The organism is Shewanella khirikhana (assembly GCF_003957745.1).
In the GTDB taxonomy this organism is placed as follows: domain Bacteria; phylum Pseudomonadota; class Gammaproteobacteria; order Enterobacterales; family Shewanellaceae; genus Shewanella; species Shewanella khirikhana.
Genome location: NZ_CP020373.1, coordinates 2,119,931 through 2,145,773, shown reverse-complemented (window position 1 = coordinate 2,145,773; position 25,843 = coordinate 2,119,931). Strand labels below are relative to the sequence as shown.

At 55.9% G+C, this 25,843-nt stretch carries 25 protein-coding genes; 12 read left to right on the top strand and 13 right to left on the bottom strand.

Translation table 11 applies throughout. The features are described 5' to 3' along the window. Window positions 1-83: 83 nt before the first annotated feature. From truA to purF, 5 genes are all read left to right on the top strand, one after another. On the top strand, window positions 84-869 hold the full coding sequence (truA, locus tag STH12_RS09385; RefSeq protein WP_126167302.1) for a tRNA pseudouridine(38-40) synthase TruA: 786 nt from the start codon (window positions 84-86) through the stop codon (window positions 867-869). A gap of 43 nt (window positions 870-912) precedes the next feature. After that, window positions 913-2,178, top strand: a complete 1,266-nt coding sequence (folC, locus tag STH12_RS09380; RefSeq protein WP_126167301.1) for a bifunctional tetrahydrofolate synthase/dihydrofolate synthase — start codon at window positions 913-915, stop codon at window positions 2,176-2,178. 12 nt (window positions 2,179-2,190) lie between these two features. Then, entirely contained in the window at window positions 2,191-2,904 is a 714-nt protein-coding gene (dedD, locus tag STH12_RS09375) for a cell division protein DedD (RefSeq protein ID WP_126167300.1), read from the top strand. Between the two features lie 141 nt (window positions 2,905-3,045). Beyond that, a complete protein-coding gene (locus STH12_RS09370; protein WP_126167299.1) occupies window positions 3,046-3,534 on the top strand; it encodes a CvpA family protein in 489 nt (162 codons plus the stop codon). 42 nt (window positions 3,535-3,576) lie between these two features. Then, on the top strand, window positions 3,577-5,091 hold the full coding sequence (purF, locus tag STH12_RS09365) for an amidophosphoribosyltransferase (RefSeq protein ID WP_126167298.1): 1,515 nt from the start codon (window positions 3,577-3,579) through the stop codon (window positions 5,089-5,091). A gap of 57 nt (window positions 5,092-5,148) precedes the next feature. Here purF and STH12_RS09360 read toward each other — a convergent pair whose 3' ends face one another. Next, window positions 5,149-5,373, bottom strand: coding sequence for a hypothetical protein (locus tag STH12_RS09360; RefSeq protein WP_126167297.1), 225 nt, complete (start codon window positions 5,371-5,373; stop codon window positions 5,149-5,151). Between the two features lie 191 nt (window positions 5,374-5,564). Between STH12_RS09360 and STH12_RS09355 the strand changes: the two genes are divergently transcribed. Continuing rightward, window positions 5,565-7,634 (top strand): DNA topoisomerase III, encoded by a 2,070-nt coding sequence (locus STH12_RS09355; RefSeq protein ID WP_126167296.1) that lies wholly within the window; start codon window positions 5,565-5,567, stop codon window positions 7,632-7,634. A gap of 434 nt (window positions 7,635-8,068) precedes the next feature. Here the strand turns inward: STH12_RS09355 and STH12_RS09350 are convergent, their stop codons facing one another. Together STH12_RS09350 and STH12_RS09345 are read right to left on the bottom strand one after the other, a co-directional pair. Then, on the bottom strand, window positions 8,069-8,257 hold the full coding sequence (locus tag STH12_RS09350; protein WP_126167295.1) for a DUF4250 domain-containing protein: 189 nt from the start codon (window positions 8,255-8,257) through the stop codon (window positions 8,069-8,071). Window positions 8,258-8,438: 181 nt separating this feature from the next. Further along, complete coding sequence (locus STH12_RS09345) at window positions 8,439-9,728, bottom strand: alpha/beta fold hydrolase (RefSeq protein ID WP_126167294.1); 1,290 nt, start codon at window positions 9,726-9,728, stop codon at window positions 8,439-8,441. Between the two features lie 171 nt (window positions 9,729-9,899). On the opposite strand from STH12_RS09345, the gene STH12_RS09340 reads away from it, so the two are divergent. The 4 genes from STH12_RS09340 to STH12_RS09325 all read left to right on the top strand — a co-directional run bounded on the left by STH12_RS09340 (window position 9,900) and on the right by STH12_RS09325 (window position 14,536). Next, entirely contained in the window at window positions 9,900-10,544 is a 645-nt protein-coding gene (locus tag STH12_RS09340; RefSeq protein WP_126167293.1) for an MBL fold metallo-hydrolase, read from the top strand. 137 nt (window positions 10,545-10,681) lie between these two features. Beyond that, window positions 10,682-12,421, top strand: coding sequence for a methyl-accepting chemotaxis protein (locus STH12_RS09335; protein ID WP_126167292.1), 1,740 nt, complete (start codon window positions 10,682-10,684; stop codon window positions 12,419-12,421). Between the two features lie 117 nt (window positions 12,422-12,538). Then, window positions 12,539-13,012 (top strand): DUF1097 domain-containing protein, encoded by a 474-nt coding sequence (locus STH12_RS09330; protein WP_126167291.1) that lies wholly within the window; start codon window positions 12,539-12,541, stop codon window positions 13,010-13,012. A gap of 84 nt (window positions 13,013-13,096) precedes the next feature. Continuing rightward, window positions 13,097-14,536, top strand: coding sequence for a methyl-accepting chemotaxis protein (locus STH12_RS09325; protein ID WP_126167290.1), 1,440 nt, complete (start codon window positions 13,097-13,099; stop codon window positions 14,534-14,536). 181 nt (window positions 14,537-14,717) lie between these two features. Here the strand turns inward: STH12_RS09325 and xthA are convergent, their stop codons facing one another. The 10 genes from xthA to STH12_RS09275 all read right to left on the bottom strand — a co-directional run bounded on the left by xthA (window position 14,718) and on the right by STH12_RS09275 (window position 23,893). Beyond that, window positions 14,718-15,524 (bottom strand): exodeoxyribonuclease III, encoded by an 807-nt coding sequence (gene xthA / locus STH12_RS09320; RefSeq protein WP_126167289.1) that lies wholly within the window; start codon window positions 15,522-15,524, stop codon window positions 14,718-14,720. After that, window positions 15,524-15,823, bottom strand: a complete 300-nt coding sequence (locus STH12_RS09315) for a YciI family protein (protein WP_126167288.1) — start codon at window positions 15,821-15,823, stop codon at window positions 15,524-15,526. The genes xthA and STH12_RS09315 overlap by 1 nt, the downstream gene beginning before the upstream one ends. After that, the gene (locus tag STH12_RS09310; RefSeq protein ID WP_126167287.1) at window positions 15,823-16,368 is read right to left on the bottom strand and encodes a septation protein A; all 546 of its coding nucleotides are present in this window, start codon (window positions 16,366-16,368) and stop codon (window positions 15,823-15,825) included. Before STH12_RS09310 ends, STH12_RS09315 begins: the two co-directional genes overlap by 1 nt. Before the next feature lie 101 nt (window positions 16,369-16,469). After that, window positions 16,470-17,003, bottom strand: coding sequence for a cysteine hydrolase family protein (locus STH12_RS09305; protein ID WP_126167286.1), 534 nt, complete (start codon window positions 17,001-17,003; stop codon window positions 16,470-16,472). Window positions 17,004-17,195: 192 nt separating this feature from the next. Continuing rightward, window positions 17,196-17,996 carry a tryptophan synthase subunit alpha gene (gene trpA, locus STH12_RS09300; RefSeq protein ID WP_126167285.1) on the bottom strand — a complete coding sequence of 267 codons (801 nt, stop codon included), beginning with the start codon at window positions 17,994-17,996 and terminating at the stop codon, window positions 17,196-17,198. An 11-nt stretch (window positions 17,997-18,007) separates the two neighbouring features. Then, window positions 18,008-19,201, bottom strand: a complete 1,194-nt coding sequence (gene trpB, locus STH12_RS09295) for a tryptophan synthase subunit beta (RefSeq protein ID WP_126167284.1) — start codon at window positions 19,199-19,201, stop codon at window positions 18,008-18,010. Between the two features lie 73 nt (window positions 19,202-19,274). Then, window positions 19,275-20,651, bottom strand: coding sequence for a bifunctional indole-3-glycerol-phosphate synthase TrpC/phosphoribosylanthranilate isomerase TrpF (gene trpCF, locus STH12_RS09290; protein WP_126167283.1), 1,377 nt, complete (start codon window positions 20,649-20,651; stop codon window positions 19,275-19,277). Between the two features lie 13 nt (window positions 20,652-20,664). Further along, complete coding sequence (gene trpD / locus STH12_RS09285) at window positions 20,665-21,699, bottom strand: anthranilate phosphoribosyltransferase (RefSeq protein WP_126167282.1); 1,035 nt, start codon at window positions 21,697-21,699, stop codon at window positions 20,665-20,667. After that, complete coding sequence (locus tag STH12_RS09280; RefSeq protein WP_126167281.1) at window positions 21,696-22,298, bottom strand: aminodeoxychorismate/anthranilate synthase component II; 603 nt, start codon at window positions 22,296-22,298, stop codon at window positions 21,696-21,698. The genes trpD and STH12_RS09280 overlap by 4 nt, the downstream gene beginning before the upstream one ends. Then, entirely contained in the window at window positions 22,295-23,893 is a 1,599-nt protein-coding gene (locus STH12_RS09275) for an anthranilate synthase component 1 (RefSeq protein WP_126167280.1), read from the bottom strand. The genes STH12_RS09280 and STH12_RS09275 overlap by 4 nt, the downstream gene beginning before the upstream one ends. A gap of 352 nt (window positions 23,894-24,245) precedes the next feature. On the opposite strand from STH12_RS09275, the gene rnm reads away from it, so the two are divergent. Together rnm and STH12_RS09265 are read left to right on the top strand one after the other, a co-directional pair. Beyond that, a complete protein-coding gene (gene rnm / locus STH12_RS09270; RefSeq protein WP_126167279.1) occupies window positions 24,246-25,106 on the top strand; it encodes an RNase RNM in 861 nt (286 codons plus the stop codon). Beyond that, complete coding sequence (locus tag STH12_RS09265) at window positions 25,103-25,723, top strand: L-threonylcarbamoyladenylate synthase (protein ID WP_126167278.1); 621 nt, start codon at window positions 25,103-25,105, stop codon at window positions 25,721-25,723. Before rnm ends, STH12_RS09265 begins: the two co-directional genes overlap by 4 nt. Window positions 25,724-25,843 lie beyond the last annotated feature (120 nt).

Below are 25,843 nucleotides of genomic sequence, written 5' to 3'. Positions count from 1 at the left end.
CCGCTTTTTTATGCCCGTTTTATACCGGCTTTGTGGTAATATCGCCGCGCTTTATCGATTTTGACCGGCAGGATATTTGAAAGATGCGCATTGCTTTGGGGATTGAGTACGACGGCAGCAAATTTTATGGTTGGCAACGCCAGGCCGAGGTGAACTCGGTGCAGGCTGAGCTTGAGCGGGCATTGTCCATCGTTGCCAACGAACCCATCGAGGTGCAATGTGCTGGACGTACCGACGCAGGCGTGCATGCCACCGGCCAGGTGGTGCATTTCGATACCAATGCGGTGCGAAAAGAAGGCGCCTGGACCCTGGGGGTGAATGTGCATCTGCCTGACGATATCGCCGTGCGCTGGGCAATGCCGGTGAGCGATGATTTCCACGCCCGTTTTTCTGCTACCGCCCGCCGTTATCGCTACGTGATTTTCAATCACAATTTCCGCCCCGGCATTTTGCGCAAGGGCGTCAGTCACTACCACGGCGACATCGATGTCGAGCGCATGCATGAGGCCGCCCAGGCCTTGCTGGGTGAACGTGACTTTACCAGTTTTCGCGCCATAGGTTGCCAGTCCAACACCCCGTTTCGCAATGTGCACAAGGTGAGCGTCAGCCGCCATGGCATGTATATAGTGGTGGATATTCAGGCTAATGCGTTCCTGCATCATATGGTGCGCAACATTGTGGGCTCCCTGCTGGAGATTGGTCTTGGGAACCAGCCGCTGGATTGGATGGCTACCCTGCTTGAGCTCAAAGACAGAAATCATGCGGCCGCCACGGCCAAACCCCACGGTCTGTATTTGGTGGATGTGACCTACCCGGAAAGCTTTGGTTTGCCAAAGCTTGCGCTGGGGCCACTATTCATGCCCGACTAATAGGTTTCCCCTTCTCAGCAACTGATACAGGAAAGGAGTCTTGATGACGCAGCACACAGTTTCGGCGCCGCCAAAAGGCGCCTCTCTCAACGACTGGCTCGACTACCTGCTGGCCATTCACCCCAAAGAAATCGATATGGGCCTTGCCCGGGTGAGTGAGGTCGCAAGCCGCCTTGGGGTGAAGTCGCTGCCCGGTACTTTGGTTATCACAGTGGCGGGCACCAATGGTAAAGGCAGCACCTGCGCCATGCTGGAGAACATTCTGCGCGGCGCCGGACTTAAGGTGGGCGTCTACAGCTCGCCCCATATCCTCAAGTACAACGAGCGTATTCGCATCGATGGCAAGGACGCAGGCGATGAAGCTATCCTGAAGGCGTTTGATGCCATTGAGACCGCCAGAGGCGAGATTTCGCTGACTTTCTTTGAATTTGCCACCCTCACCGGGCTTTTGCTGTTTAAACAGGCCGGGCTTGATGTGGCGATTCTGGAAGTCGGCTTGGGGGGCCGGCTCGATGCCACCAACCTGATTGATGCCGATATTGCGGTGCTCACCTCCATCGATTTGGATCATAAAGAATATTTGGGCGACACCCGCGAGTTGGTTGGCCGCGAAAAGGCAGGAATCTTCCGCGCAGCCCGGCCAGCGGTGGTGGGCGAGCCAGACCTGCCTGTAACCGTCAACGAAGTAGCCGACAATCTCGGTGCGCACTTGTACCGGGTAGGGCAGGAGTTTTCGTACCAGCGCTCGTCCGATAGCTGGAGCTACCAGGGCAAGTCGCGCACGCTTACGCAGATGCCGCTGCCACAATTGCCGCTGCCCAATGCTGCCACCGTCATTGCCACTATCGAAGCTGTGGGCGAGCGTTTTGATATCAGTGACCGGCAGTTGGTTGATGGGATTGTGACGGCACGTCTGGCCGGCAGACTTGAGCAAATCAGCGACTCGCCGCTGATCATTGCCGATGTGGCCCACAATCCCCATGCGGCCCGTTTTTTAAAGCAAGAACTGTCGCGCTGGCCCGGCAAGCGGGTGCTGGCACTTTGCGGCATGTTAAAAGACAAAGACTTCGGCGCTGTGCTCAGTGAACTCAACCCTGTTGTGGCTCACTGGTATCTGGTGAGTTTGGGCGGCGAGCGGGGAGCCAGTGCGTCCGCGCTGGCGGCCAGTTTGCCATCCGGCGCGGTATTTGACACATTCGATGAGATAGCGGACGCCAAAGCGGCCATTATCGCCGAAGCAGGGGAGACGGATGTGGTAATTGTGTTCGGTTCTTTTTACACTGTATCCGGATTTAAATCATTAGCTTAAAGGGAAGCCGTTTTGTCCAGTCAGTTTCAGAATCGCTTGGTCGGCACCATAGTGCTGGTAGCTCTGGGGGTTATCTTCCTGCCAGACCTGCTTGATGGCAAAAAAGATAAGGTGCAGGAGGAGTTTGCCGAAATTCCGCTGCGGCCAGAATCCCGGGTGGTGAATGCACCGGAAGAGAGCTTCGCCGTTGAGGAGCTGGCGCCACTGGATTTGGGCGACAGTCGCAAAGCTACCGAGCAGGCTGACAACAGCGCAGCGCAGGATGAGAGCCTGACACAGGCGCAGGCGGATGAGGACAAGCCTCAGACAGCTGCAGCTCAGATTGCCACCAAGCCCGACAGTCGCACCGAGACAAAAACAGCAGCCAAAACCGAGGCTAAAGCAGACAGCAAGCCGCCGGCTAGTGCGGCTGAAACCAAGCCAGCGCCCAAGCCTGTGGTGAAAGCCGAGCCAAAGTCCGAGCCCAAGTCTGCGCAGCAAGCCGCCTGGACCTTGCAGCTCGGCGCTTTCAGCAATGCCGCCAACGTGGATGCCTTGGTGAAAAAACTGCGCAAAGCCGGATTCAAGGCCTATACGCTGCCTGCCAAGCCCGTGGATGGCAGCCTGACCAAGGTGTTTGTGGGGCCGGATGTGTCCCAGGCCAAGGTCGAGCGTCTTAAAGTTGAAGTCAAAGCCCTGACCAAGCTCGACGGCAAGGTCCTGTCTTACAATCCGCTTGAGCAGTAGCGCGCCGCTGGCGCAGCAACACCACAGTTAAACCGCAGCGAGCCACCCCTTTGGGATTTATTTTGACCTTGGGGGTGAGAAACTGCTCGCGCTCTGGTAGAATCGCGCCGATTCAGAAACCCAACCGGAAAACAGCCTTCCATGGTTTGGATTGATTACGCCATTATTTTTGTCATCGGACTGTCCACCGTTATCAGTCTGATCCGCGGCTTCGCTAAAGAAGCCATGTCCCTGCTGGTGTGGTTCGCCGCCTTTTTTGTCGCCAGCCAATTCTATGAAGATCTCGCCGTTCACCTGACACAGATGCAGGATGAAATGCTCCGTAACGGCGTTGCCATTGCTATTCTTTTTGTGACCACCCTGATTTTGGGCGCCCTGGTGAACTACATCCTCGGGCAGCTGGTGGCTAAGACCGGATTATCGGGTACCGACAGACTATTAGGTCTGTGTTTCGGTGCCCTGCGCGGCGCATTGATTGTCAGTGCGCTGCTGTTTTTTATGGATGCCTTTACCGGCGCTCCCAACACGGTTTGGTGGAAGGAGTCCAGGCTGGTGCCGGAATTCGGAGTTGTGATCCAGTGGTTCTTCCACTACCTGGAAAACACCTCAAGCTTTGTACCCAAATTATAAAAAATATACACAACAGAACATCTTAAAAGAGGACACTCTCCCATGTGTGGTATCGTCGGAATCGTTGGCCATTCCTCGGTTAATCAGACCATCTATGACGCACTGACAGTGCTGCAACATCGTGGTCAGGATGCAGCCGGAATTGTCACAGTAGACAATGATGCATTCAGGCTCAGAAAGGCTAATGGCCTGGTGCGTGATGTGTTTGAGCCCAAACATATGCAGCGCCTGCAGGGCAACGCCGGTATCGGGCATGTGCGTTATCCCACCGCCGGTAGCTCAAGCTCCTCTGAAGCCCAACCTTTCTATGTAAACTCTCCTTTCGGTATTTCTCTGGCTCACAACGGTAACCTGACCAACACTCAGGAACTGGCTGCCCGCCTGAAGCAGCAACGTCGCCATGTGAACACTACCTCTGACTCGGAAATCCTGCTGAACCTGCTGGCCGACGAGCTGCAGCAGGTGCAGTCTGAGCACCTGAGCGCCGATCAGGTATTCGATGCCGTGGCCAAGGTGCACGCCCAAACCCGCGGTGCTTATGCTGTGACCGCCATGATTGTGAACGAAGGTCTGGTGGCGTTTCGCGACCCCAATGGCATTCGTCCGCTGGTGCTGGGTAAGCATGAAACCGCCAAGGGCACCGAGTACATGGTGGCCTCTGAGAGTGTGGCGCTGGACGCCGTTGGCTTTGAGGTGATGCGCGATGTAGCGCCTGGCGAAGCTGTGTATATCACCCTCGATGGTCAGCTGTTTACCCGCCAGTGCGCCGAAACGCCGGTGTATTCGCCCTGTATCTTTGAGTTTGTGTACTTTGCCCGTCCAGACTCCACCATCGACAAGGTCTCTGTTTACGCCAGCCGCGTTAACATGGGCGCCAAGCTCGGTGAGAAAATCAAGAAAGAGTGGTTCGATAACGACATCGACGTGGTGATCCCTATCCCTGAGACTTCCTGCGATATCGCGCTGGAAATCGCCCGGGTGATGGATCTGCCGTATCGTCAGGGCTTCGTGAAGAACCGCTATATCGGCCGTACCTTTATCATGCCCGGCCAGCAGGAGCGTAAGAAGTCGGTTCGCCGTAAACTGAACGCCATCAATGCTGAATTTAAGGGCAAGAACGTGCTGCTGGTGGATGACTCCATTGTGCGTGGCACCACCTCTGAGCAAATCATCGAAATGGCCCGTGAAGCCGGTGCCAAGAAGGTGTACTTTGCCTCAGCCGCCCCTGAAATCCGTTTCCCCAACGTTTATGGCATCGACATGCCGACCTCGAATGAGTTGATTGCCCATGGCCGTGACGTTGATGAAATTGCCAAGCTGATTGGAGCCGATGGCATCATCTTCCAGGATCTGACCGATCTGGTGGAAGCCGTGCGGATGGAAAACCCGGAAATCAAGCGTTTCGAGACGTCGGTATTCGATGGCGACTACATCACAGGTGACGTGACCCAGGGTTACCTGGATCACCTGACCCAAATGCGCAATGACGATGCCAAGGCTAATCGCAACCGCGATATCGGCACCAACCTCGAGCTGCACAACGTCGGTCACCCTTAAGCCGTAAAGGGTCCATTAAAAAACCAGCGCCTGGCGCTGGTTTTTTTGTTTGGGTTATCAGGCCCAAATGGCAATGGCAAAACAGCCAAGCCAGACGCTAAACAGTCCCGTCAGCGTGAGGCGTCCCGGTGAGCGTACATGCCAGCACTCTTTGCCGATGCAAATAAGTGGAAACAACACCAGTGGCCAATATTGGGCCGGCAGGCAGATGATGGCAGCGAGCATCAGCAGCGCCGAGCACAGCAGCCACTGGTGAGTAATAACAGACAGTTTGGAATACATCTTGAGTCCAGGCGGTGAGCAGGTGCCGCCATTTTGCAACTTGTTGAGAATCATTCTCAATAAAATTTACATACAATCGTTATCTTCGGCGTAAATCTACCCATTTGGGCAGCGGCATGTTTGCGCCGCAGCGGGATTTTCGCTACATTTACTGTAAATTCATCCAGTATTTTTGAGCCGTTGCATTCGCCATGATCCTGTATATCGCCGAAAAACCCAGTTTGGGCCGCGCCATCGCCGATGTATTACCCAAGCCCCATAAAAAGGGGGATGGCTACATTGAGCTTGGCAATGGCGACTGCGTGACCTGGTGTATTGGTCATCTGCTGGAGCAGGCCGAGCCGGATGCCTATTCTCCCGAGTTTAAACAGTGGCAGCTGGCCCATTTACCGATTATTCCCCAAGAGTGGCAGCTCACGCCCAGAAGCTCGGCCAAATCCCAGCTGGCGGTGGTAAAACGCCTGATCAAGCAGGCCAGCAGCCTGGTTCATGCCGGCGATCCGGATCGCGAAGGGCAGTTACTGGTGGATGAAGTGCTATCCCATGCCAAGGTGCCGGTTGCCAAACTCGCAGCCACCAAGCGTCTGCTCATTTCCGACCTTAACCCCGACGCGGTGCGCCGGGCACTCGGGCAAATGCGCAGCAATAAAGAGTTTGTCCCACTCGCCACCTCGGCACTGGCCCGTAGCAGGGCTGACTGGCTGTATGGCCTGAATATGACCCGTGCTTACACCTTGCAAGGGCGCAAAGTGGGCTACAGCGGCGTATTGTCGGTCGGGCGGGTACAGACGCCGCTGTTGGGATTGGTAGTTCGTCGCGACCAAGAGATTGACCATTTCACCCCAAAAGATCATTTCGAGGTGCTTGCCCATCTGGTGACGGAAAAAGGCGAGCACTTCAGCGCCAAATGGCAGCCCAGCGAGGCCTGCCAGCCCTATATGGATGAAGAGGGCCGGGTGCTTTCCCGTCGCCTTGCCGAAACTGTGGTGAGCCGTATTGGCGGCAAGCCAGCGCTCGTCACCGACGTCAGCAATAAAGACAAGAAGCTCGCGCCGCCTTTGCTTTATAGCCTGTCAGCGTTGCAGATTGATTGCGCCAAACGCTTTGGCATGAGTGCAAAAGAGGTACTGGATACGGCCCAGAGTCTTTATGAGCGCCATAAGCTTATTACCTACCCACGCTCTGATAGCCGCCATTTGCCCAAAGAACAGCTGCAACTGGTTCCTGACGTTACGGCGGCTGTGATGGCCAATGCGCCGGAACTGACCCAGGGCGTGCCGGAGCCAGACTTACGGCTGGTATCCAAAGCCTGGGATGATTCCAAGGTGGATGCGCACCATGCGATTGTACCTACCGGCAAGCGCATGGCTCTGGCGAGTCTGAGTCTGCGCGAGCGCCAGCTTTATCAGCATATCGCCAGGCAGTATCTGGCGCAGTTTTACCCCCACAGACTGATGTCTGACAGCCAAATCAACCTCACAATCGACGGCGGCAGTTTTGTTGCCAAAGCCTCGGTAGAGCGCGCCCCCGGCTGGCGGGTGCTGTTTCAGGGCGGCGCCAAAGACGCAGATGAAGGGCCTGATGATGCCAGTCAGAAAACGCCACTGCCGGTGCTGAAAAAGGGCGATACCGCCCAATGCCACCATGGGGAACTACTGGCAAAGCAAACCCAGCCGCCAAAACACTTTACCGACGCAACCTTGCTTAGCGCCATGACGGGGATTGCCCGGTACGTAAGCTCTGCAGAGATTAAGAAAATCCTCAAGGACACCGACGGCCTCGGCACAGAAGCCACCCGCGCCGGGATCATTGAGCTGCTGTTTAAACGGGGCTTTTTGGCAAGGCAGGGGAAGAGTATTGTATCAACGCCCGCCGGGCGCGGCTTGATAGCCAGCCTGCCGGAGGTGGCCACTACCGCGGACATGACGGCGCTGTGGGAGCGTCAGCTCAATGATATTTGCCAGAAGCAGCTTTCCTACCGTGGCTTTATGCAGCCACTTATCACTGAGCTGCATGGACTCATTCAGGCGGCAGCTTCGACCTTGCCGGTGGCTCTAAGCGGAGTTAAGTCAGATAGCAAGCCATTCAAACGGACGGCCAAAAAAGGCGGTTATCGCAAAGGGGCGCCGCGGCGCACAGCAGCAAAGGGCACATCAACTAAGAGCACATCAGCCAAGATAGCATCACCTAAGAACACTTCGGCAAAGCCCGGTTCCAGTGCCGGTACCAAGTCATCATCCAAGCGCGGTGCTCAGGCCTAAAGCCCGTCGAAGAGGAGCGTTCCGGCCTAAAGCCATCGAAATGCTCCGGCCTTAAGACATTGCAGCGGTGAGCTTAGAAGATCAACCCACCGCTGAGCTATTGCAGACCGTCAATGCAGGTCCAGTCGAAAGCCGCGCGCTGTCTAACCAATAGTCAAACCAATAGCCTAACCAATAGAAATTGAGCTGAGCACTCAAGGTGGCATCGCGCTCAACCTGCACGGCCGCTTGCTTCGTCGGCAGTTTTCTGCCGACTGGCAGCTGAGTCGGCTGGGTGCAAGTCGACGTCTTGCTGAGTCGACTTGATCTTCACTCAAATAGAACTCAGTCAACTAGATACTCAGTCACACAGATACTCAGTAAAACAGATGCTTGAGCTACTGGCTGTTTAGGCGACTTTGTATGAGGACTGTTTGCGCCAGACTTCTTTCCAGTCAGCGGCTGCGATACTGATTGCTGAGCGCGTCGTACTCGAACCCTTGCAGTTTATTGTCGAGGGTCTGCTCTTCGAGGCCAAGCTCGTACAGCAGAGCCTGCTTGTCAGGGCAGTTGAGGCGCAGCTTTTCGTTCACTATGCCCAGCAGAATTTCCGGGCTCAGCTGCTCAGGATTACGAATTTCCATGGCATGTCTCCTCGGTGATCCAGCAGTCAGTATCGGGCAAAAAAAAGAGTAAGCCAAGATTTGGCTTACTCAACAGGAAAAGCGATAACCAAGATGGTTAACACAAACGCTCAATAGAGGAGGAACTCCACTGAGTGTGCCAATAAGCCCTTAAGTGAGGCTGAAATCGGCCAGTATTTCTTTATCGCAATATCTCTGTGCGATTGAGGGCGATAAGTCTGCTCAAAATCCGCTCACCATCCATACGAATACCGTTGTGCTCGTATTCCGATGTGAGCCAGTATTTGAGGTTGGCCACCTTGCGGGCTGTCTCCAGGCTGTAATCCATTTCCACAAACATATCTTCACTGTAGATGGCGGCGGCAACCGGCACCTTGTTTTGGGCGAGCTGGTCGATGTCGTACAACATGGGCCAGTCGTCTTTGGCCGCCAGCAATTCGGCGCATTCCTTGAGTGGTTTGAGGTTGTCGAAACAGTCAAACATCCAGGGGTAAATCATCTCGCCGGTAAGCAGCATAGGCGCACCTGAAGGAGCATCAAACTCTGAGTACTCGGTACGAATACGATGGGCGGCCCAGCGCGATGCCTGCTTTTGGCAGTAAATGGCTTCGTGCAGCAGCGAAAACAACGGATTGGTGTTGTAGTCCAGCATGTGTATAAAGCGTTCGGTGAAAAGCGGATTTACCTTCACCCCTGAAGCTGTGTGCATCAAGGCCTGCTCCAGCAGGTAATACACGCCCTCTGGCCCGTCTTCCATCCCCAGATGGATCCCAAGCAGCTGCAACATTTTTGGCTCAAGTCGCTGTCCGCCCGGCAGCAGCACTTCTTGTGCCAGCAAATGCTGGTGCAGCTTTTTAAGCAACCCGGCGGCATCCGGGAAGCGGCGATGAAACTCAAGGTTTTTCTGTTTAACCCGCTTATAAGTGGCGCGGTACACCTCATCGGCGCTGCGGCCAAGTGGCGGGATCCCTCCGGTGATATAGGCTTCTTTCAACCCTTCCGGGGCGGCGGACAGGTAGCGCAGTACGCAAAAGCCCCCAAAGCTCTGGCCAAGGATAGTCCAGGGTGCGTCCGGGCTCAGTTGTTTACGGATAGCCTCGGCGTCCCGCACTATGTTGTCGGCCCGAAAATGGCTTAAGTAGTCGGCTTGCTCGCTGGCAGACAGGTGCGCGAGGCTGGCGTAATTCACAGGTGTTGACAGCCCTGTGCCCCTTTGGTCGAGCAGAAGCACCCTATACTCCTCCAGCGCCCGCTTCATCCAGCCGCTGTGGCTCACAGGCCGCTGGGCAGCAAAGCCTGGGCCACCCTGAAAATACACCAACCATGGCAGGTTGGCGTCTTGCTTGTCTTTACGAACCACGCTGCGGGCAAACACCTTGATATGGCCTTGATCCGGCGCCTTATAATTAAGCGGCAGCTCGAACTCCAGTTTGGTGGCGAGCATCTGGGGCAGGGCGTGATATGACGGCATGTAAAAGGTCCCTAAATTGGTGGTGTTTGCGGATTGTATACAAAAGTTGTGGGGTCGCAAGGGATGAATGTGCGCAAAAGCCCCACCGAGATCAATTTGCGGCGCTTAAAACTGGCACACAATAGCAAGGATCCCTTATTCTAGCGCCAAAGCAAACCAGAGAATGCGACGATGAAATACCAGATCATTCCAGTGACGCCCTTCCAGCAAAATTGTACCCTCATTTGGTGTGAAAGCACCCGAAAAGCCGCCGTGGTTGACCCGGGCGGAAATCTCGAACGGATTTATGAGGCGTTGGAAAAACAAGGGGTTCAACTGGAAAAGATCCTGTTAACCCATGGGCACATTGACCATGTGGGCGGCGCAGCCAAATTGGCAAAAGAAACCGGTGTTGCCATTGAGGGCCCCCATATTGACGATGCTTTTTGGCTTGAGAATCTGCCGCGCCAGAGCCAGAACTTCGGCTTTGCCCATTGCGATGCGTTTGAGCCTGGTCGTTACCTCGCCGAGGGCGAACGGGTTTCTGTGGGCGAATCTTTGCTGGAGGTGTTGCATTGTCCAGGGCACACGCCGGGGCACATTGTATTTTTTGATGCCGAGGCAAAGCTGGCTTTGGTTGGCGATGTGCTGTTTCGCGGCTCTATCGGCCGCACCGATTTCCCAGGCTCGGACCACCAGGCACTTATCCAATCTATTACCACCAAATTGTGGCCTCTTGGCCAGGATGTGGAGTTCATTCCTGGCCATGGTCCCATGTCGACCTTTGCCGAAGAGCGCACCCACAACCCCTTCGTCGCCGATCAACTGCTGGGATAAAATCTGTTGCACGGCGAGAGCTTGGCTCTCGCCACTCCTGCCGTTAGCCGTATTCTAAGCGGTTAAAAAATATGCGCGTTTGTCACAATTTCCTCCTACACTGAAAGCTGACACTAGAGTGGAATCTCGAGGGAATCATGAACGCGAAGAAGATGATGAGCCTGGTATTTGGTGCCATTGGGTTAACTGCCGTTATCACAGGGATACTGACTGCCATGGTGGACAGCCGTATCGACCGGCTAAATGACGCCGCCCGGGTGCGCTATCTTTCCTATCAATTGGCCGACGAGCTTCGGCAAAGTTCCGACGATCTGACCCGGCTTGCCCGTACCTACGCCATTACCGGCGATGAAAAGTACGAGCGCATGTATCTGGACATCCTCGCGATCCGCAACGGCGAAAAGCCCCGCCCTGAAAATTATCATCAGATTTATTGGGATTTGGTGCTCAATTACGGCGAAAAGCCCAAGCCTGACGGCAAGTTGCAGGCCATCAAATCCATGATGAAAGAGCTTGGCTTTTCCGATGAAGAGTTTGGCTACCTCGATGAAGCCCAGCGCAACTCAGATGCACTTGTAGGCCTTGAGGTGCGCGCCATGAACGCGGTTAAGGGCCTCTTTATTGACCCGAACAGCAAAAATTACACGGTGCAGGGCGAGCCCGATATGGCGCTGGCGCGGGAGCTTTTGCACAGCAATCAATACCATGCTGAAAAAGCCAAGATTATGGCCCCCATCGATAAGTTCTTTACCGCCCTTGACCGGCGCACCGGGGTCGAGTTTGAGTCTCAGTTAAGCAATCTGCATGCGGCCCTTATTTGGGCTCAAAGCGCGCTGGTACTGATGATCCTGGTGGCCCTGGGGGGCTTCTATCTGGTGAAATCCAATATTGTCAGCCCGCTGGTCAAAACCTGTCGTCAACTGGGTTCTATTCAAAAGGCCAAGGATCTGAGCCAGCGTATTTCGGTGAATGCCCAAGGGGAAATTGCTGAAATTGAAGAGCAAATCAACAGTTTCATTACCTCACTCTCGGGGTCGCTGCAAAGCACAGACACCATTGCCCGCGAAGTGGCAGAGCTGACCAACCAAACCCGGACGGCGGTGCGTCAGTCGAGGGAGAATACCGATTCGGTCGCCCATGAGCTGGATACCAGTGCCAGCGCCATGGAGGAGATGACCGCCACCTTGAGTCATGTGAGTGAAAATACCCAGGATGCCGAAAGCCGCGCCGCTGAAAACGAAACCCACGTGACCCTCGGGCAGGAGACAGTGCATCAGGCCATGAAGGCCATGGATATTCTGGAAAGTGAGTTCAGTAACACCCAAAACGCCATGCAGCACCTGGTGAATGAAAGCTCGCAGGTGAGCAATGTGCTTGGGGTCATCAAGGCCATTGCCGAGCAAACCAACCTGTTGGCACTGAATGCTGCCATCGAGGCTGCCCGTGCCGGCGAGCAGGGCCGAGGCTTTGCGGTGGTGGCCGATGAAGTACGCTCATTGGCGCAGCGAACCCAGGATTCCACCAAAGAAATTGACGATATTGTTGCCAGCTTACAAAGCCGTACCAGTCAGGTCAGTGGCTCTGTGACTCAGGCCGCGGGGATGATGCAAAAAGCCGGTGATGAGCTGAAACGTATCGTGTCTGTATTTGAGGACATTCGCCAAAGTACCGCTGCAATCCACGGGGTGAATACCCAGGTCGCCACATCAACCGAAGAGCAGTCGCTGGTTTCACGGGACATTGCCAACAGTCTGATGGTGATCCGTGATTCCTCCATGACAGTGAAACAGATCATCGATACCCTGGAAACAACCTGCTCCGAGCTGGATGGCAAAGCCAACAAGCTCAGAGAGCAAGCCGCCGAATACCGCTATTGATGCCATTCTCTGACCTGGTCTTAAAAAAGAATCACACTTTTTTGGGCCAGGTCAGCTTTTTGTAATTCACTTTCACTTATTGTTTGCCCCATAACATAAAGATAACGGGGTCAACACATGTACGAACGATTGCCTGTGGCACTCGCTGCCGGGCTATTGGCGGCGCTCTGGGTGCTGCTTTCCAGCCATTTCTCTTTGGTTACCTGGGTCGGCTTTATAGGTTGCAGTGCCTATTTTGCCCAGGGCAACCTCAGTCTCAGCGGCCTGGGTTCTACCCTGGCAACCACCTTGTCCGGGGTCTTCTGGGCCTGGCTTATCATCTATGGTGCTGACAAGCTCGATGCGGGAGCTGGCGCCGCCATCCTCACAGGTATTGTTACCGGCGCCATGTGTCTGCAGGCCCATAAACGCTTGCTCGCCTTTATTCCGGCTACCTTCCTGGGTTGCTGCTCGCTGTTTGCGCTAAATGGCGACTGGCATGCTGCCGTACCTGCATTGGTACTTGGCGCATTGATGGGGCTGGGGATGAGCTGTCTGACCAGTCTTTTCAGCCGTTTGTTGCCGATGCCGCAACTCTCTGAAACCGAGTGATGTGCTAAACATGATGCGCCTGGCGGTCGCCATCTATACTTAGCGGGCGACCTGAAACGCCGAGTGGCACAGGAGAAACCTTCGATGAAGCAGATAACATTCAGAAAAATAGACGCTTTTCTTATTAAGTTCAGTCTTAACGGTAAGTTTTGGCTCGTGTGCTCCATGGTGGCAGCCATTACAGCTGCGGTGGCGCTGGCAAACCATCAGCTGCAGATAAAGGCCATTGAAGCTGCCAGTGCGGCCCAGGTGCAGGGGCAAGTGGATGCCTTTGCTGCCGTTGCCAATGCCGAGGGGCTTAAAGGCGAGGCGCTTGCTGGCTTTGCCTCAAAATATAGCTTGTCGATTGGCAGCGGTCAGGGCCGCAGTGGCGATCGCGTTAGCGCCGCAGCCCAGGTCAATGGCGAGCGGATCACGCTCAGTGCAAATGTGGCGGCCAGTGAGCAGGAGGCGCGCAGCCAGGCTAATATGATGCTCCTTTGGGCTGCGATCGGATTACTGCCGCTGTTTCAGCTCAGTTACTGGATTTCCACCTCCCTCGGTGGCGGCCTATGGGATATGTACATGGCCATTAAGCGTCTTGCCGATGGTGATTTGACCCAGCGGCTTAACTTCTTCGGAACCGATGATTTCAGTCTGATTGCCCGTGAAATCGACCGCTGCGCCGACAACATGAGTGATATGGTCAGCGCTATTCGCAGCAATGCCGATACCCTCAAGCGGGCATCGGGCGCCTTTTCATCCCAGGCGCGCAGCAGCGATGATTTGGCCAGACGCCAGCACCAGTTTCTCGATTCAGTGTCTGTGGCCATGTCGCAGATGACCTCGGCGATAGAAGAAGTCTCGGCCAATGCCGCCTCAACCTCGAGCCAGACCCGACAGAACGCAGGTGCGGTGCAGGACAGCCAAAAGCGGATTGCCGCTACTGTTACCGGCATTGCTGAGCTTTCCGGCAAAATTGGAGATGCCTCAAGCTCGGTGGAGGCCCTGTCTCGTGAGGCCACTGAGATAAGCGCTGTGGTGACAGTGATTAACAGTATTTCCGAGCAGACCAACCTGCTGGCGCTCAATGCTGCCATTGAAGCTGCCCGCGCCGGTGAGCAGGGAAGGGGCTTTGCGGTAGTGGCGGATGAGGTACGTACCCTGGCGGGCCGCACTCAGCAAGCGACAGTGGAAATTCAAACCATGATTGAGAGTCTGCAGGGCGGCACCCGCTCCCTGTCGGGGATCACCGGTGAAATCGTCAGCCGCGCCGAGCAGGGTAAAACGGCGGTATCGGATGTGGGCGAGGATGTGGGCAGTATGGCCGAATCGGTTAATCAGGTGTTTGATATGGCAAGCCACATTGCGGCGTCGGCGGAAGAGCAGAGCGTGGCCTGCCGCGAAATTGCCTCGCAGCTTGCGGAAATTCGCAGCCAGTCTGGCGTCATCAGCGACAATGCCCACAAGGCACTGGAATTGTCGGAGGAGCTTGCCGGCGCATCTGTAGCGCTTGGGGATATTCTCGGCCAGTATCGCACTTGAGCTTGAGCCTCGCTGTCAGTGTTGTCAGTCGGTGCGATTAGCGAGCACAGCCGATGCTGCATTTATCCAAGCAGCGCATTTATCCAAGCAGTGCATTTATCCAAGCAGTGCATTTACCCAAAAAGAAAAGCGCCTCCAGGGCGCTTTTTTGTTTGGTATCAAATTAAGCATAGCGGCCGAATTATTCGAACTCGCTCCACACCGGGGCGTGATCCGATGGCTTTTCCATGGCTCGGATATCGTAGTCCACACCAGACGCTTTAAGCCTTTCGGTAAGTGACTTGGTGGTGAGGATAACATCAATACGCAGGCCGCGATTGTCGTCAAAGCCTTTGCTGCGATAGTCAAACCAGGAATAGGTGCCTTCTTTTTCAGGGTGCAGCACCCGGAAACTGTCATCGAAGCCCCAATCTTTCAGGGTTTGCAGCCATTCGCGCTCTTCGGGCAGGAAGCTGCACTTACCGGTTCTAAGCCAGCGTTTGGCGTTGTCCGGGCCGATGCCGATATCGAGATCCTGCGGGGAGATGTTGATATCGCCCATCACGATAATGTCATCGTCTTTGCTGTAAGACTCGGTCAGCAGGCGCTGAAGATCGGCATAAAACTTACGCTTGGCCGGGAACTTGGTTTCGTGGTCACGGCTCTCGCCCTGGGGGAAATAGCCGTTCATCACAGTGAGCAGTCTGCCGTTTGGCTGGCGGAATTTGCCAATAATCATCCGCCGCTGGGCGTCTTCGGCATCCCAGGGGTAACCCTTCTCCAGTGATTCGGGCTCTACCTTGGACAGCAGCGCCACACCGTAATGAGCCTTGCCGCCGTGGTAGTACACCTTGTAGCCCATGGCTTCCACGTCAGCCAGAGGAAAGGCCTCGTCGTGTACCTTGGTTTCCTGCAGGCCGATGATATCTGGGTTCTGGGTATCAATTAGCGCTTGCAATTGATGCAAGCGTGAACGCAGGCCGTTGATGTTAAATGAAATAACCTTCATCAGGGCAGCACTCGCTTGAAAGGCTTCACAATCACTTTTTCATACACGCCGGCCTGAATATAAGGGTCGGCATCGGCCCAGGCCTGGGCGGCTTCCAAAGACTCAAATTCGGCAACCACCAAAGAGCCGGTGAAGCCAGCTTCGCCTGGGTTGTCGCTGTCGATGGCAGGGTGAGGACCGGCCAGCATCAAACGGCCTTCATCGCTTAACAGCTGCAGACGGGCAAGGTGGTCCGGACGGGCGGCGAGACGTTTTTCCAGGCTGTTTGGCACGTCTTGAGACGAGATCATGTACCACATTATTTGAGTTCCTTCTTTTTCTCTTCGGGAATATGTTTGAACAGATAAGCCACAGTTACAACCGTGTTGATCAGGGTGGCGGCAGTCAGACCAAAGACCTTGAAGTTCACCCAGGTTTCCTGGGGCAGGCTAAAGGCCACATAGATGTTAATCAGGCCACAGGCGACAAAAAATGCCACCCAATACCAGGTCAGGCGTGCCCAGATTTTATCTTCTACGGGCATTTCCTGGCCGAGCATAGACTTAAGGATAGGTTTGCCAATCAACTGGCCCACAATCAGCGCTGTGGCAAACAGGCCGTAAACTATGGTCACCTTCCATTTGATAAAGGCATCGTCGTGGAAATACAGGGTCGCACCACCGAAAACCGCCACCAGAACAAAGGTCACCAGATGCATCTTCTCTACTTTTTTGAAGAGCATATAGGTGACAGCAAGCTGGATAAGGGTTGCAACCACCAGGGCGCCGGTAGCGGCATAAATGTCGAAAAACTTATAGACGGCGAAAAAGACCAGCAGGGGCAAAAAGTCGAGTAACTGCTTCATGGGACTTCCACTGAAAAGACAAAGGCGCAGTGTAACACGCTCCCATATGAGGTAAAACAGGGAGGTAAAACACCGCGCCGGACTGCAGTTTGCTTGAGTGCTCAGCCTTGCCAGTTCAGGGTATCTACCAGAGTTGCCCGCACGCCAAAGCTCTGGATAGCGCTTAAGGTGGCGTTATGGTGTGCCTGAATGAGCTTGCCTTCGAGGTGCGGTTTATCGGCAGTGGTGTGGGCATCGCTGATAAGCTCCACCGGATAGCCCAGCGCCAGCGCGCGGCGCACCGTGGTATCAACACAGAATTCGCTGGCATAACCGCAGATAGCGAGTGTCTCCACATCCATTTCATCCAGCAGCGCCTTAAGACCAGTGCCGAGGAAGCTGTCGGGGGTGGATTTGCCGACAAGATAATCGTCTTCGTCGACTTCGAGCCTGCTGACAAGTTGCCAGCCTGGGGTCTCCCGGGCAATGGCAGTGTCTGGCTGCTCATGCTGGATAAAGATGACCGAGGTGCCATTCTCGCGCGCGGTGTGGGTGAGGGTGTTGATGCGCGTGATAACCGCATCGGCATCGAAGGGGGGCTTATCGCCTTCAAAAAGCAGGGTCTGAACGTCAATTACCAGCAATGCCTTGGCCATGGGCCACTCCTTAGCTGCTGTGTCGGCACTGTGGCTTGGATCACTGTGCCGAAAGTATCTGGTACCGTTAAGTTTTATTTCAGCAGCTGCCGCGAGTCAACCCGTAGCGGGTGGGAATTGTGGTTTCTTTTTGGCGGGAAATAAAAAAGCGGGCTGGGCCCGCTTTTTGCTCTTTTGCTACCGAATGCCTGCTCAGGTGGCTGCTTTCATGGCCTCAGCAAAGGCTTTCAGCTCGGCGCAAAGCGCTGGAATATCATCCTTCATCGCCTCGATGCGCTTCACCACCGCAGAGCCGGAGATGGCACCTGCGGCACCGGCGGCGATGGCTTCACGTACCTGCGCAGGTTCGGCAATACCAAAGCCCAAGAGTGGCGGCGGCGCGTTAAACTCCTTAAGTGCACTCAGAATGGAATCCAGCGGCAGACCAGCCTTATTGTCGGCACCGGTTACACCTGCGCGGGACAAAAGATAGGTGTAGCCTTCGCCGAGGCTTGCCACTTGCTTAAGGCTGTCGCGGTCAGCATTCGGCGGCGCGATAAAAATCGGCGCTATGCCTTCGGCCTTGGCGGCGGTTACAAAGGGCGCAGACTCTTCCACCGGCACATCGGCAATCAGCACTGAGTCGACGCCAGCCGCTTTGGCGCGGCGGTAAAAGGCCTCGATGCCGTTGGCATACACCAGATTGGCATAAAGCAGCAGGCCGATTGGCAGCTCTGGGTATTTGGCACGGATTTGCTCAATCATATTGAAGCAATCGTCCGGGGTGGTGCCGGCATCCAGCGCACGAATGTTGGCGCCCTGGATCACAGGGCCATCGGCGAGCGGGTCGGAGAAGGGAAAACCCAACTCCAGACAGTCGGCGCCGCCTTCGACAAGGGCATCGATAATGGCGAGGCTTGCCTCAATGCCGGGGTCGCCCAGGGTCACGAAAGGCACAAAGGCACCGCGCTTCTCGGCAGCCTGGCGGGCAAAGGCGTTTGAATATCGGTTCATGGCAGTACTCCTTATGCGCTGGCCTTGCCGTCTAAAATATCGGAAACGGTGAAGATGTCTTTATCGCCACGGCCGGAGAGGTTCACAACGATGATTTGCTCATCGGTGGCCTCTTTTGCGAGCCGCAGGGCATAGGCCAGGGCGTGGGCGGATTCCAGCGCCGGGATAATGCCTTCACTGCGGGCCAGCAGCTGGAAGGCGTCAAGCGCCTCATCGTCGGTGGCCGACTCATAAGTGGCGCGGCCAATCGCATTGAGGTACGCATGCTGCGGGCCAACCGATGGGAAATCCAGACCCGCTGAAATCGAGTAGGACTCTTCAATCTGGCCGTGTTTGTCCTGCATCAAAGGCGCCTTCATGCCAAAGAAGATACCGGTCTTGCCGTGCTTGAGCGGCGCTCCGTGCATTGGGGTATCAATGCCCTTACCGGCGGGCTCTACCCCAATCAGCTTCACCGATGGCTCATCGATAAAGTCGGCAAACATGCCGATGGCGTTGGAGCCGCCGCCGACACAGGCGATAACCGCATCTGGCAGACGGCCTTCTTTTTCCAGCATCTGCGCCTTGGTCTCGGCGCCAATCATGCGCTGAAACTCACGCACAATGGTTGGGAAGGGATGCGGCCCTGCAGCGGTGCCGAGCAGGTAATGTGCTTTTTCGTAGCTGCCGGACCAGTCGCGCATGGCTTCGTTACAGGCATCCTTAAGGGTGGCAGAGCCCGAGGTAACCGGAATAACTTCGGCGCCCATCAGGCGCATACGGAACACGTTGGGGCTCTGGCGGGCCACGTCTTTGGCGCCCATGTAGACTTTGCACTTCAATCCCAGCAGGGCACAGGCGAGCGCGGTGGCTACACCGTGCTGACCGGCACCGGTCTCGGCGATGATTTCTTTCTTGCCCATGCGTTTTGCCAGCAGTGCCTGACCCAGCACCTGATTGGTCTTGTGGGCGCCGCCATGCAGCAAGTCTTCCCGCTTCAGGTAAATCTTTACCCTGGGATTGGGCGAGAGGTTACGGGTCAGGGTCAGCGCTGTTGGGCGACCGGCGTAGTTTTTCAAAAGATCGTGAAATTCTTTCAAAAACTCAGGGTCTTGCTGGGCCTCAACGAAGGCGGTTTCCAGCTGTTTCAGTGCCGGGATCAGAATTTGCGGCACGTACATGCCGCCGTATTCACCGAAGTAGGGGTCGAGTTTAAGCTCGCTCATGGCTATCTCCAATCTGGTCAATCTGTTAATTCTTCACAGGCCCGGCCGGTGCCGGGCGCTAAAATGCAATCTGTCAGTAGTTTCTGAGCGCGGTAAAGGCTCTGGCTATCAGTTCAGCGGACTTAACGCCGGGGGCTGTTTCGAGCCCAGAGTTAAAATCAAGCCCCAAAAAGCCCTGGGTGGCGGCGGTGGCGGCGTTGTCGGCATCCAGACCACCTGCCAGCATGGCGCGCTCTTTGCCCTTAAGCTCCAGGCGCCAGTTAAAGCGGCTGCCGGTGCCGCCAAAGCCCTGGGCATTTTTGCTGTCAAAAACGATACGGTCGACATTGGCCGGAATGGTACCCACGGCGTTTTCTTCAACTGCGACCGCCTTCCAGAGGGCGCAGCCTTCCGGCAGTTTGGCTTTAAGCGCATCGATAAAGGCTTCATCTTCGCTGCCGTGCAGCTGCACTGCTGCAAGCTTAAGCTCGCTCACGAGGGCGGCGATGTGCTCAGCGCTGTCATTCACAAACACGCCAACCAACGCCAGTGGCTGGGCGGCAGCTTGATTGGCAAGACTTAGGGCGTGGGCGGCATCGTCACTCACAAACCGTGGCGACTTGGGGGCAAAAATAAGCCCGCCATACACGGCACCGGCCTTGGCTGCGGCGGTGATGTCCTCGATGCGGGTCAGGCCGCAGACCTTGTTTTCACCGAAAATAAGCCTGCGACAGGCCAAGTCCAAATCCTTTTCGGCCATCAGCGAGCTGCCCACCAAAAAGCCCTGCACCATGGGCGCGAGGCGCTTAACCTGGGCATGGTTGTAGATGCCGGATTCGCTCACCACCAGGGTATCGGCCGGAATGTGCGGCGCCAGCTCTTCGGTGGTGGCAAGGTCGGTGCTCAAATCCCGCAGGTTGCGGTTATTGATACCGATGATGGGCGCTTTAAGGGCAATGGCGCGCTTGAGCTCTTCTTCGTTGCTCACTTCGGTGAGGGTATCGAGCTGATATTTGGCGGCCTCGGCGGCGAGGGCGCGGTAATCGTCATCATCGAGCACACTCAGCATCAGCAAAATCGCATCGGCGCCCTGATGAGCGGCCAGCTTCACCTGATAGGGCGCGATAAAGAAGTCTTTGCACAGCACCGGCTGACTGATAGCGGCGCGCACTTTGGGGATATAGTCCATATCGCCCTGGAAAAACTGCTCGTCAGTCAGCACAGACACTGCGGCGGCGTAGCGGCTGTACACAGAGGCGATGGCCACTGGGTCGAAGTCGGCACGGATCAGCCCCTTGGAGGGGCTGGCCTTTTTACATTCCAGAATAAAACCGGCCTCGGGCGCCGCGAGGGCCTGATACAGGCTGCGGTCAGAGACTTTGGGCGCAAGGCTTGCCTCGGGGAAACGCTGCTTGAGCGCCTCGATATGGGCATATTTGGTGTCGATAATCCGGGTTAACACGTTGCTCATCTATCTTTAATCCTTATGCCTTGTCCTGCTGACTCATGGCCGCAAGGCCAACAAGCTTTTCATATGCCTTGCCGGAGGCGAGGGTGTCAATGGCAAGTTTGAATCCGGCCTGCGGGGTATCGGCAAGGCCTGCCACATAAAGTGCACAGCCTGCGTTCAGTGCCACGGCGTCGCGGTGGGCACTCTTGCCTTCGCCTTTAAGAATTGCCGTGCTGATGGCGGCGTTTACTGTAGGGTCGCCGCCCTCCAGCGCCGAAACGTCGATGCGCGCAAGGCCAAAGTCCTCGGGGCTTAAGCGGTAGTCGTTAAGCGTGCCGTTATTAAGTTCACACACCTGGGTGTCACCGTGCAGCGCCACTTCATCGAGTCCTGAACCATGGACCACCATGGCGCGCTTCACCCCAAGTGCGGCCAGCACTTCGGCGATGGGGCGCACCAGCAATTCGCTGTAGACGCCAAGCAGCATGGCATCGGGGCGGCTTGGGTTAATCAGTGGCCCGAGTACATTGAACAGGGTACGGGTTTTGAGCGCCTGACGCACAGGCACCGCGTATTTCACGCCGCCGTGGTAGTGGGGGGCGAACAGGAAGCAAATACCCAGAGCTTTTAAGCAATTGGCGGCAGTTTGTGGCGCCATGGTGAGCTTGATGCCAAGCTCACCCAGCAGATCGGATGAACCTGACTTGCTCGACACGCTGCGGTTGCCGTGCTTGGCCACATTGGCGCCGGCTGCAGCGGCCACAAAGGTGGCGGTGGTGGAAATATTGATGGTGTTAAAGCCATCGCCGCCGGTGCCAACGATATCGAGAACCGGACCATCCAGCGCTGGGCGTGGGAAAGGGTTTGCAGCGCTGCGCAGTGCATCGGCGGCGCCGCAAATTTCGTCAATGGTTTCGCCGCGCACTTTGAGGGCAATCAGCAGCGCCCCTATGGTGATTTCATCGAGCTCACCTTTTACCAGCGCCGAAAACACGCTCGCGGCCTCATCGCGGCTCAGCTTTTCACCCAGATAAGCCTTATCCAGCAGGGCTTTAATCGTTTCATTCATCGGGTGGCCTCCTGCTTAAGCTTGCTGCCGGTGAGGTACTCAAGGCTTTGCACCAACAGGGTGCTGCCCAGAGTGGTGAGAATGGACTCGGGGTGGAATTGGAAGCCGAGTGCCTTGTGCTCTTCATGCAGAATCGCCATCGGCATGGATTCAGTGGTGGCGATGACTTTCAAGCATTCGGGCACCTTGGTAGCCACCAGACTGTGGTAGCGGGCAACGGGCAATGGTGAAGGCAGGCCTGCAAAAATGCCGCTGCCGTCGTGCTCGGTGGGGCTTGCCTTGCCGTGCACCACAGTTGGCGCGCGCTCGACCTTACCGCCGTAATGCTCAACCAGCGCCTGATGACCAAGGCAAATGCCGAGGATAGGCAGCTTGCCGGCGGTGAGCTTAATCAGCGCCATCAGGCAGCCAGCCTCGTGGGGCGCACCCGGGCCGGGGGAGAGCACCAGCGCGCAGTTACCTTCGGCCAGCATCTTTTCAGCCAGCAGCTTTGGATCGACGTCGTTACGGTAGATAAGCACTTCAAAGCCCAGGGAGCGGAACTGATCCACCAGGTTGTAGGTGAAAGAGTCGAAGTTATCCAAAAGATAGAGTTTCACAGGCCACCTCCCATTTTGATGGCAGAGATCACTGCCTGTGCTTTTTGTCTGGTTTCATCAGCTTCTGCCTGAGGATCTGAGTCGTACACCACGCCGGCGCCTGCCTGGATATGGGCGGTGCCGTCTTTCACAAACGCCGAGCGGATAACGATACAGGTATCCATATCACCGGTGCCGGACAGATACCCTACGGCGCCACCGTAGCTGCCGCGGCGAATGTGCTCGGTTTCACGGATAAGCTGGGAGGCACGTACCTTGGGCGCACCAGTTAAGGTGCCCATGTTCATGCAGGCCTGATAGGCGTGCAGGGCATCGAGATCGCTGCGAAGCTGACCGGTCACCCGGCTGACCAGATGCATCACGTGGCTATAGCGGTCGACTTTGAGGAGTTCGGCCACTTTACGGGTGCCGCTTTGGCTGATGCGGGCGATGTCGTTACGGGCAAGGTCGACCAGCATCAGGTGCTCAGACAGCTCTTTCTTATCGAGCCTAAGTTCCAGCTCAATGCGGCCATCGAGGTCGTGATCTATATTGCCACTGGCATCCTTGCCGCGCTTGCGGGTACCGGCAATGGGGTAAATTTCCACCTGATTGCTGCTGGCATCGTACTTAAGCGCGCTCTCCGGGGAGGCGCCAAACAGAGTGAAGTCGCCGCTCCTGAAATAAAACATGTAGGGGCTTGGGTTGGTTTTGCGAAGCGCACGGTAGGCGCCAAGGGAGTTGGGGCACGGCAGGCTGAAGCTTCTTGATGGCACTACCTGGAAGATATCACCGGCGATGATGTGCTCTTTGAGCGCCACTACCGAAGCCTTGAAATCTTCATCACTCACGCTGGCAGTGGCTTCCAGCGACACCCCTTTGAGCGGCTTGGGCGCTCTTGGCTTAGCGGCGATGGCATTTATTACGGCGGCGCGGCGGCTAAGCTCATCCTGCATTTTGCCACTCGCATGTTGAACAGTGCCACCGGCGTTCTGGGTGTGGAACTCAGTCAGCACCAGCTCGGCGGATTGAGCTTTGTGGTCAACTAAAATCAGGGTGTCGGCAAGGTAGAAGAGGTAATCGGGGCAGCTGTTGGCGCCTTCGCGGGCCTTGGGCAGCGGCTCAACCGTGTCAATCAGGTCGTATGCCAGTACGCCGCCAAGGAACAGATCTTCAAACTGCCTGTTATTGCCCACATCAATATGGCGGATAAGGGCACGCAAACCATCGAGCGGTGAGGTGGACTTAAGGCGCGCATCTTCATCCAAAAGCCCGCTGTCGCGATTGAGCTGCACGTCGAGCTTACCGCTTTGGGCCAGGGTATCTGTGTAATCAATATTAAAGAAAGCGGCGATGGCGGGCAGCAGGGTGTGGCCGTTGCCATCCAGCGCGGAAAACTCAAGCTGGTAACCCCGGGCACAAATACGCAGTGCGGCGTGGGTCATGATGATGCTTTTCAGGTTTTCCTTGCTGTCGATTTCGGCCGACTCCAGCAGCAGGGTATGGGGTGCATCCTGGGTGAGACTCTCGTAGAGCGCCAATGGGTCGTCCTGGTATGGCAGTGCCTGCTTGACCAGAACTCCCCGTGCGATGGCATCAAAAGCCGTTTGTGTCATCAGATTATCCTTATTGTTACCTTGTGCCGCTTTCCCCGGGCCATAACGCAGAAAGGCCCGCATTGTGCGGGCCTTTCTATGAATCTTGTCTCTGTCAAATGAGCACGAAGCTTCACACCACCCGCGTTGCTGGGAAGTGCCACCACCAGTTGATGATAGAAGCGTTGATTGGCTGCATTTGATTTTTGTCTTGTGAATTCAGGTATTGGCCTATAGAAAACCCCAGGGGCGGGGGAAAGTCAATTGAATATTTATCATAATTTATACCCGCGCGGGTTTTCCGGCGCGATGCGCTGGCCGCGAAGCGAAAGTTTGAGGCGCTTTTATCAATGGTTTCAAGTAGAATAACCGAATGAACGATGAAAATTATTTGGTTGATCTGCACTGCCATACCACGGCATCCGATGGTCAGCTTCCACCGGCTGAGGTTGTCGGCCGCGCCATTGGTCAGGGCGTGAATATGCTGGCCATTACCGACCACGACACAGTGGCCGGACTGGACGAAGCCCACCTTGCCAATCAGGACGCAGGGCAAGCCCTTACCTTGATTGACGGGGTTGAGATTTCCACCCGCTGGCACAGCTACGATATCCACGTAGTGGCGCTCAATATCGACCGTCACAATCCTGCGCTGCTGGCCTTTTTGGAAAACCAGCGCAACCTGCGTGAGCAGCGGGCACAGCTTATTGGTGAGCGGCTTGCAAAGGCTGGCATTGAAGGCACTTACGAGGCGGCTAAGGCGCTTGCGGGCCACGCCGCAGTAAGCCGTGGCCACTACGCCAGGGTGCTGGTGGAGCGCGGTGTTGCCACCGACATGGCCGGGGTGTTCAAGCGCTATCTGGCCCGCAATAAAACCGGCTATGTCCCCAACAACTGGGGCGATATGGCCACTGCCATCAGCATCATTCATGGTGCCGGCGGTGTGGCGGTGCTGGCGCACCCAAGCGGCTACAAGATGTCGGCCAAGTGGCTGAAAAAGCTGGTGCGGGAGTTTAAAGAGGCGGGCGGCGATGCCATGGAAGTGGTGCTCGGCCAGCAGACGCTGGAAGACAGAGCCAACCTTGTGGCGCTGTCTCATTTGAATGGCCTTGCCGGCAGCCTTGGCAGTGATTTTCATTTTCCCGGCAGCTTTGTTGAGCTGGGCAAAAATTTATTCCGGCCCCAGGGCATTACCTGGGTCTGGGAAACGCAACCTTGGGGGACGCGCGCGTGAGTCAGTTTTTTTATGTGCATGAGGAAAATCCTCAAAAACGCCTGATAGATCAGGCGGTCAACATTCTTCGCAGCGGCGGAGTTATCGTTTATCCCACCGACTCCGGCTATGCGCTGGGCTGCCTGATCGGCGATAAAAACGCCATGGAACGCATTGTGCGTATTCGTCAGATGGAGCAGGACCATCACTTCTCGCTGATGTGCCGCGATTTGTCGGAAATCGCCACTTACGCGCGGGTGGAGAATCAGGCCTACCGCCTGGTAAAACACTGCACCCCAGGGCCTTACACCTTTATTTTCAAGGCCACCAAGGAAGTGCCGCGCCGTCTGCAAAACGACAAAAAGAAAACCATAGGTATTCGCGTGCCGGACAATGTGATTGCGCTGGCGCTGCTGGAAGCTTTGGGCGAGCCTTTGATGTCTACCAGTCTGGTGATGCCGAAAGAAGAGTTTGCCGAGTCGGATCCTGAGCATATCCGCGACATCCTTGAGCATCAGGTCGAGGCCATTATTCATGGTGGTTACCTGGCTGAAAGCCCTACGACTGTGGTTGACATGTCTGAGGGGACTTTCGAAGTGCTGCGTGAAGGCGCGGGCGACATCAGTCCTTTCCTTTAAAGGGCGGCCAAACTCAGGTATAATCGCGCGCTTTCGTATCGGCGACCGGTCCTTATGGGCTAAAAAGCGGTGGAAATCTCCCCGCAGGCGCACGAGTGAGTGTATGCAATAGTGCATTCG

Coding starts and splice junctions, on each gene's coding strand:
- folC (WP_126167301.1), top strand. CDS start 913: ATGACGCAGCACACAGTTTCGGCGCCGCCAAAAGGCGCCTCTCTCAAC.
- STH12_RS09325 (WP_126167290.1), top strand. CDS start 13,097: ATGAAGCAGATAACATTCAGAAAAATAGACGCTTTTCTTATTAAGTTC.
- STH12_RS09370 (WP_126167299.1), top strand. CDS start 3,046: ATGGTTTGGATTGATTACGCCATTATTTTTGTCATCGGACTGTCCACC.
- STH12_RS09315 (WP_126167288.1), bottom strand. CDS start 15,823: ATGTGGTACATGATCTCGTCTCAAGACGTGCCAAACAGCCTGGAAAAA.
- STH12_RS09335 (WP_126167292.1), top strand. CDS start 10,682: ATGAACGCGAAGAAGATGATGAGCCTGGTATTTGGTGCCATTGGGTTA.
- truA (WP_126167302.1), top strand. CDS start 84: ATGCGCATTGCTTTGGGGATTGAGTACGACGGCAGCAAATTTTATGGT.
- STH12_RS09350 (WP_126167295.1), bottom strand. CDS start 8,257: ATGGAAATTCGTAATCCTGAGCAGCTGAGCCCGGAAATTCTGCTGGGC.
- STH12_RS09275 (WP_126167280.1), bottom strand. CDS start 23,893: ATGACACAAACGGCTTTTGATGCCATCGCACGGGGAGTTCTGGTCAAG.
- STH12_RS09330 (WP_126167291.1), top strand. CDS start 12,539: ATGTACGAACGATTGCCTGTGGCACTCGCTGCCGGGCTATTGGCGGCG.
- rnm (WP_126167279.1), top strand. CDS start 24,246: ATGAACGATGAAAATTATTTGGTTGATCTGCACTGCCATACCACGGCA.
- STH12_RS09310 (WP_126167287.1), bottom strand. CDS start 16,368: ATGAAGCAGTTACTCGACTTTTTGCCCCTGCTGGTCTTTTTCGCCGTC.
- purF (WP_126167298.1), top strand. CDS start 3,577: ATGTGTGGTATCGTCGGAATCGTTGGCCATTCCTCGGTTAATCAGACC.
- xthA (WP_126167289.1), bottom strand. CDS start 15,524: ATGAAGGTTATTTCATTTAACATCAACGGCCTGCGTTCACGCTTGCAT.
- STH12_RS09305 (WP_126167286.1), bottom strand. CDS start 17,003: ATGGCCAAGGCATTGCTGGTAATTGACGTTCAGACCCTGCTTTTTGAA.
- trpB (WP_126167284.1), bottom strand. CDS start 19,201: ATGAGCGAGCTTAAACTCGACCCCTACTTCGGTGAATACGGCGGCATG.
- trpCF (WP_126167283.1), bottom strand. CDS start 20,651: ATGAGCAACGTGTTAACCCGGATTATCGACACCAAATATGCCCATATC.
- STH12_RS09355 (WP_126167296.1), top strand. CDS start 5,565: ATGATCCTGTATATCGCCGAAAAACCCAGTTTGGGCCGCGCCATCGCC.
- STH12_RS09360 (WP_126167297.1), bottom strand. CDS start 5,373: ATGTATTCCAAACTGTCTGTTATTACTCACCAGTGGCTGCTGTGCTCG.
- STH12_RS09340 (WP_126167293.1), top strand. CDS start 9,900: ATGAAATACCAGATCATTCCAGTGACGCCCTTCCAGCAAAATTGTACC.
- trpA (WP_126167285.1), bottom strand. CDS start 17,996: ATGAACCGATATTCAAACGCCTTTGCCCGCCAGGCTGCCGAGAAGCGC.
- trpD (WP_126167282.1), bottom strand. CDS start 21,699: ATGAATGAAACGATTAAAGCCCTGCTGGATAAGGCTTATCTGGGTGAA.
- STH12_RS09345 (WP_126167294.1), bottom strand. CDS start 9,728: ATGCCGTCATATCACGCCCTGCCCCAGATGCTCGCCACCAAACTGGAG.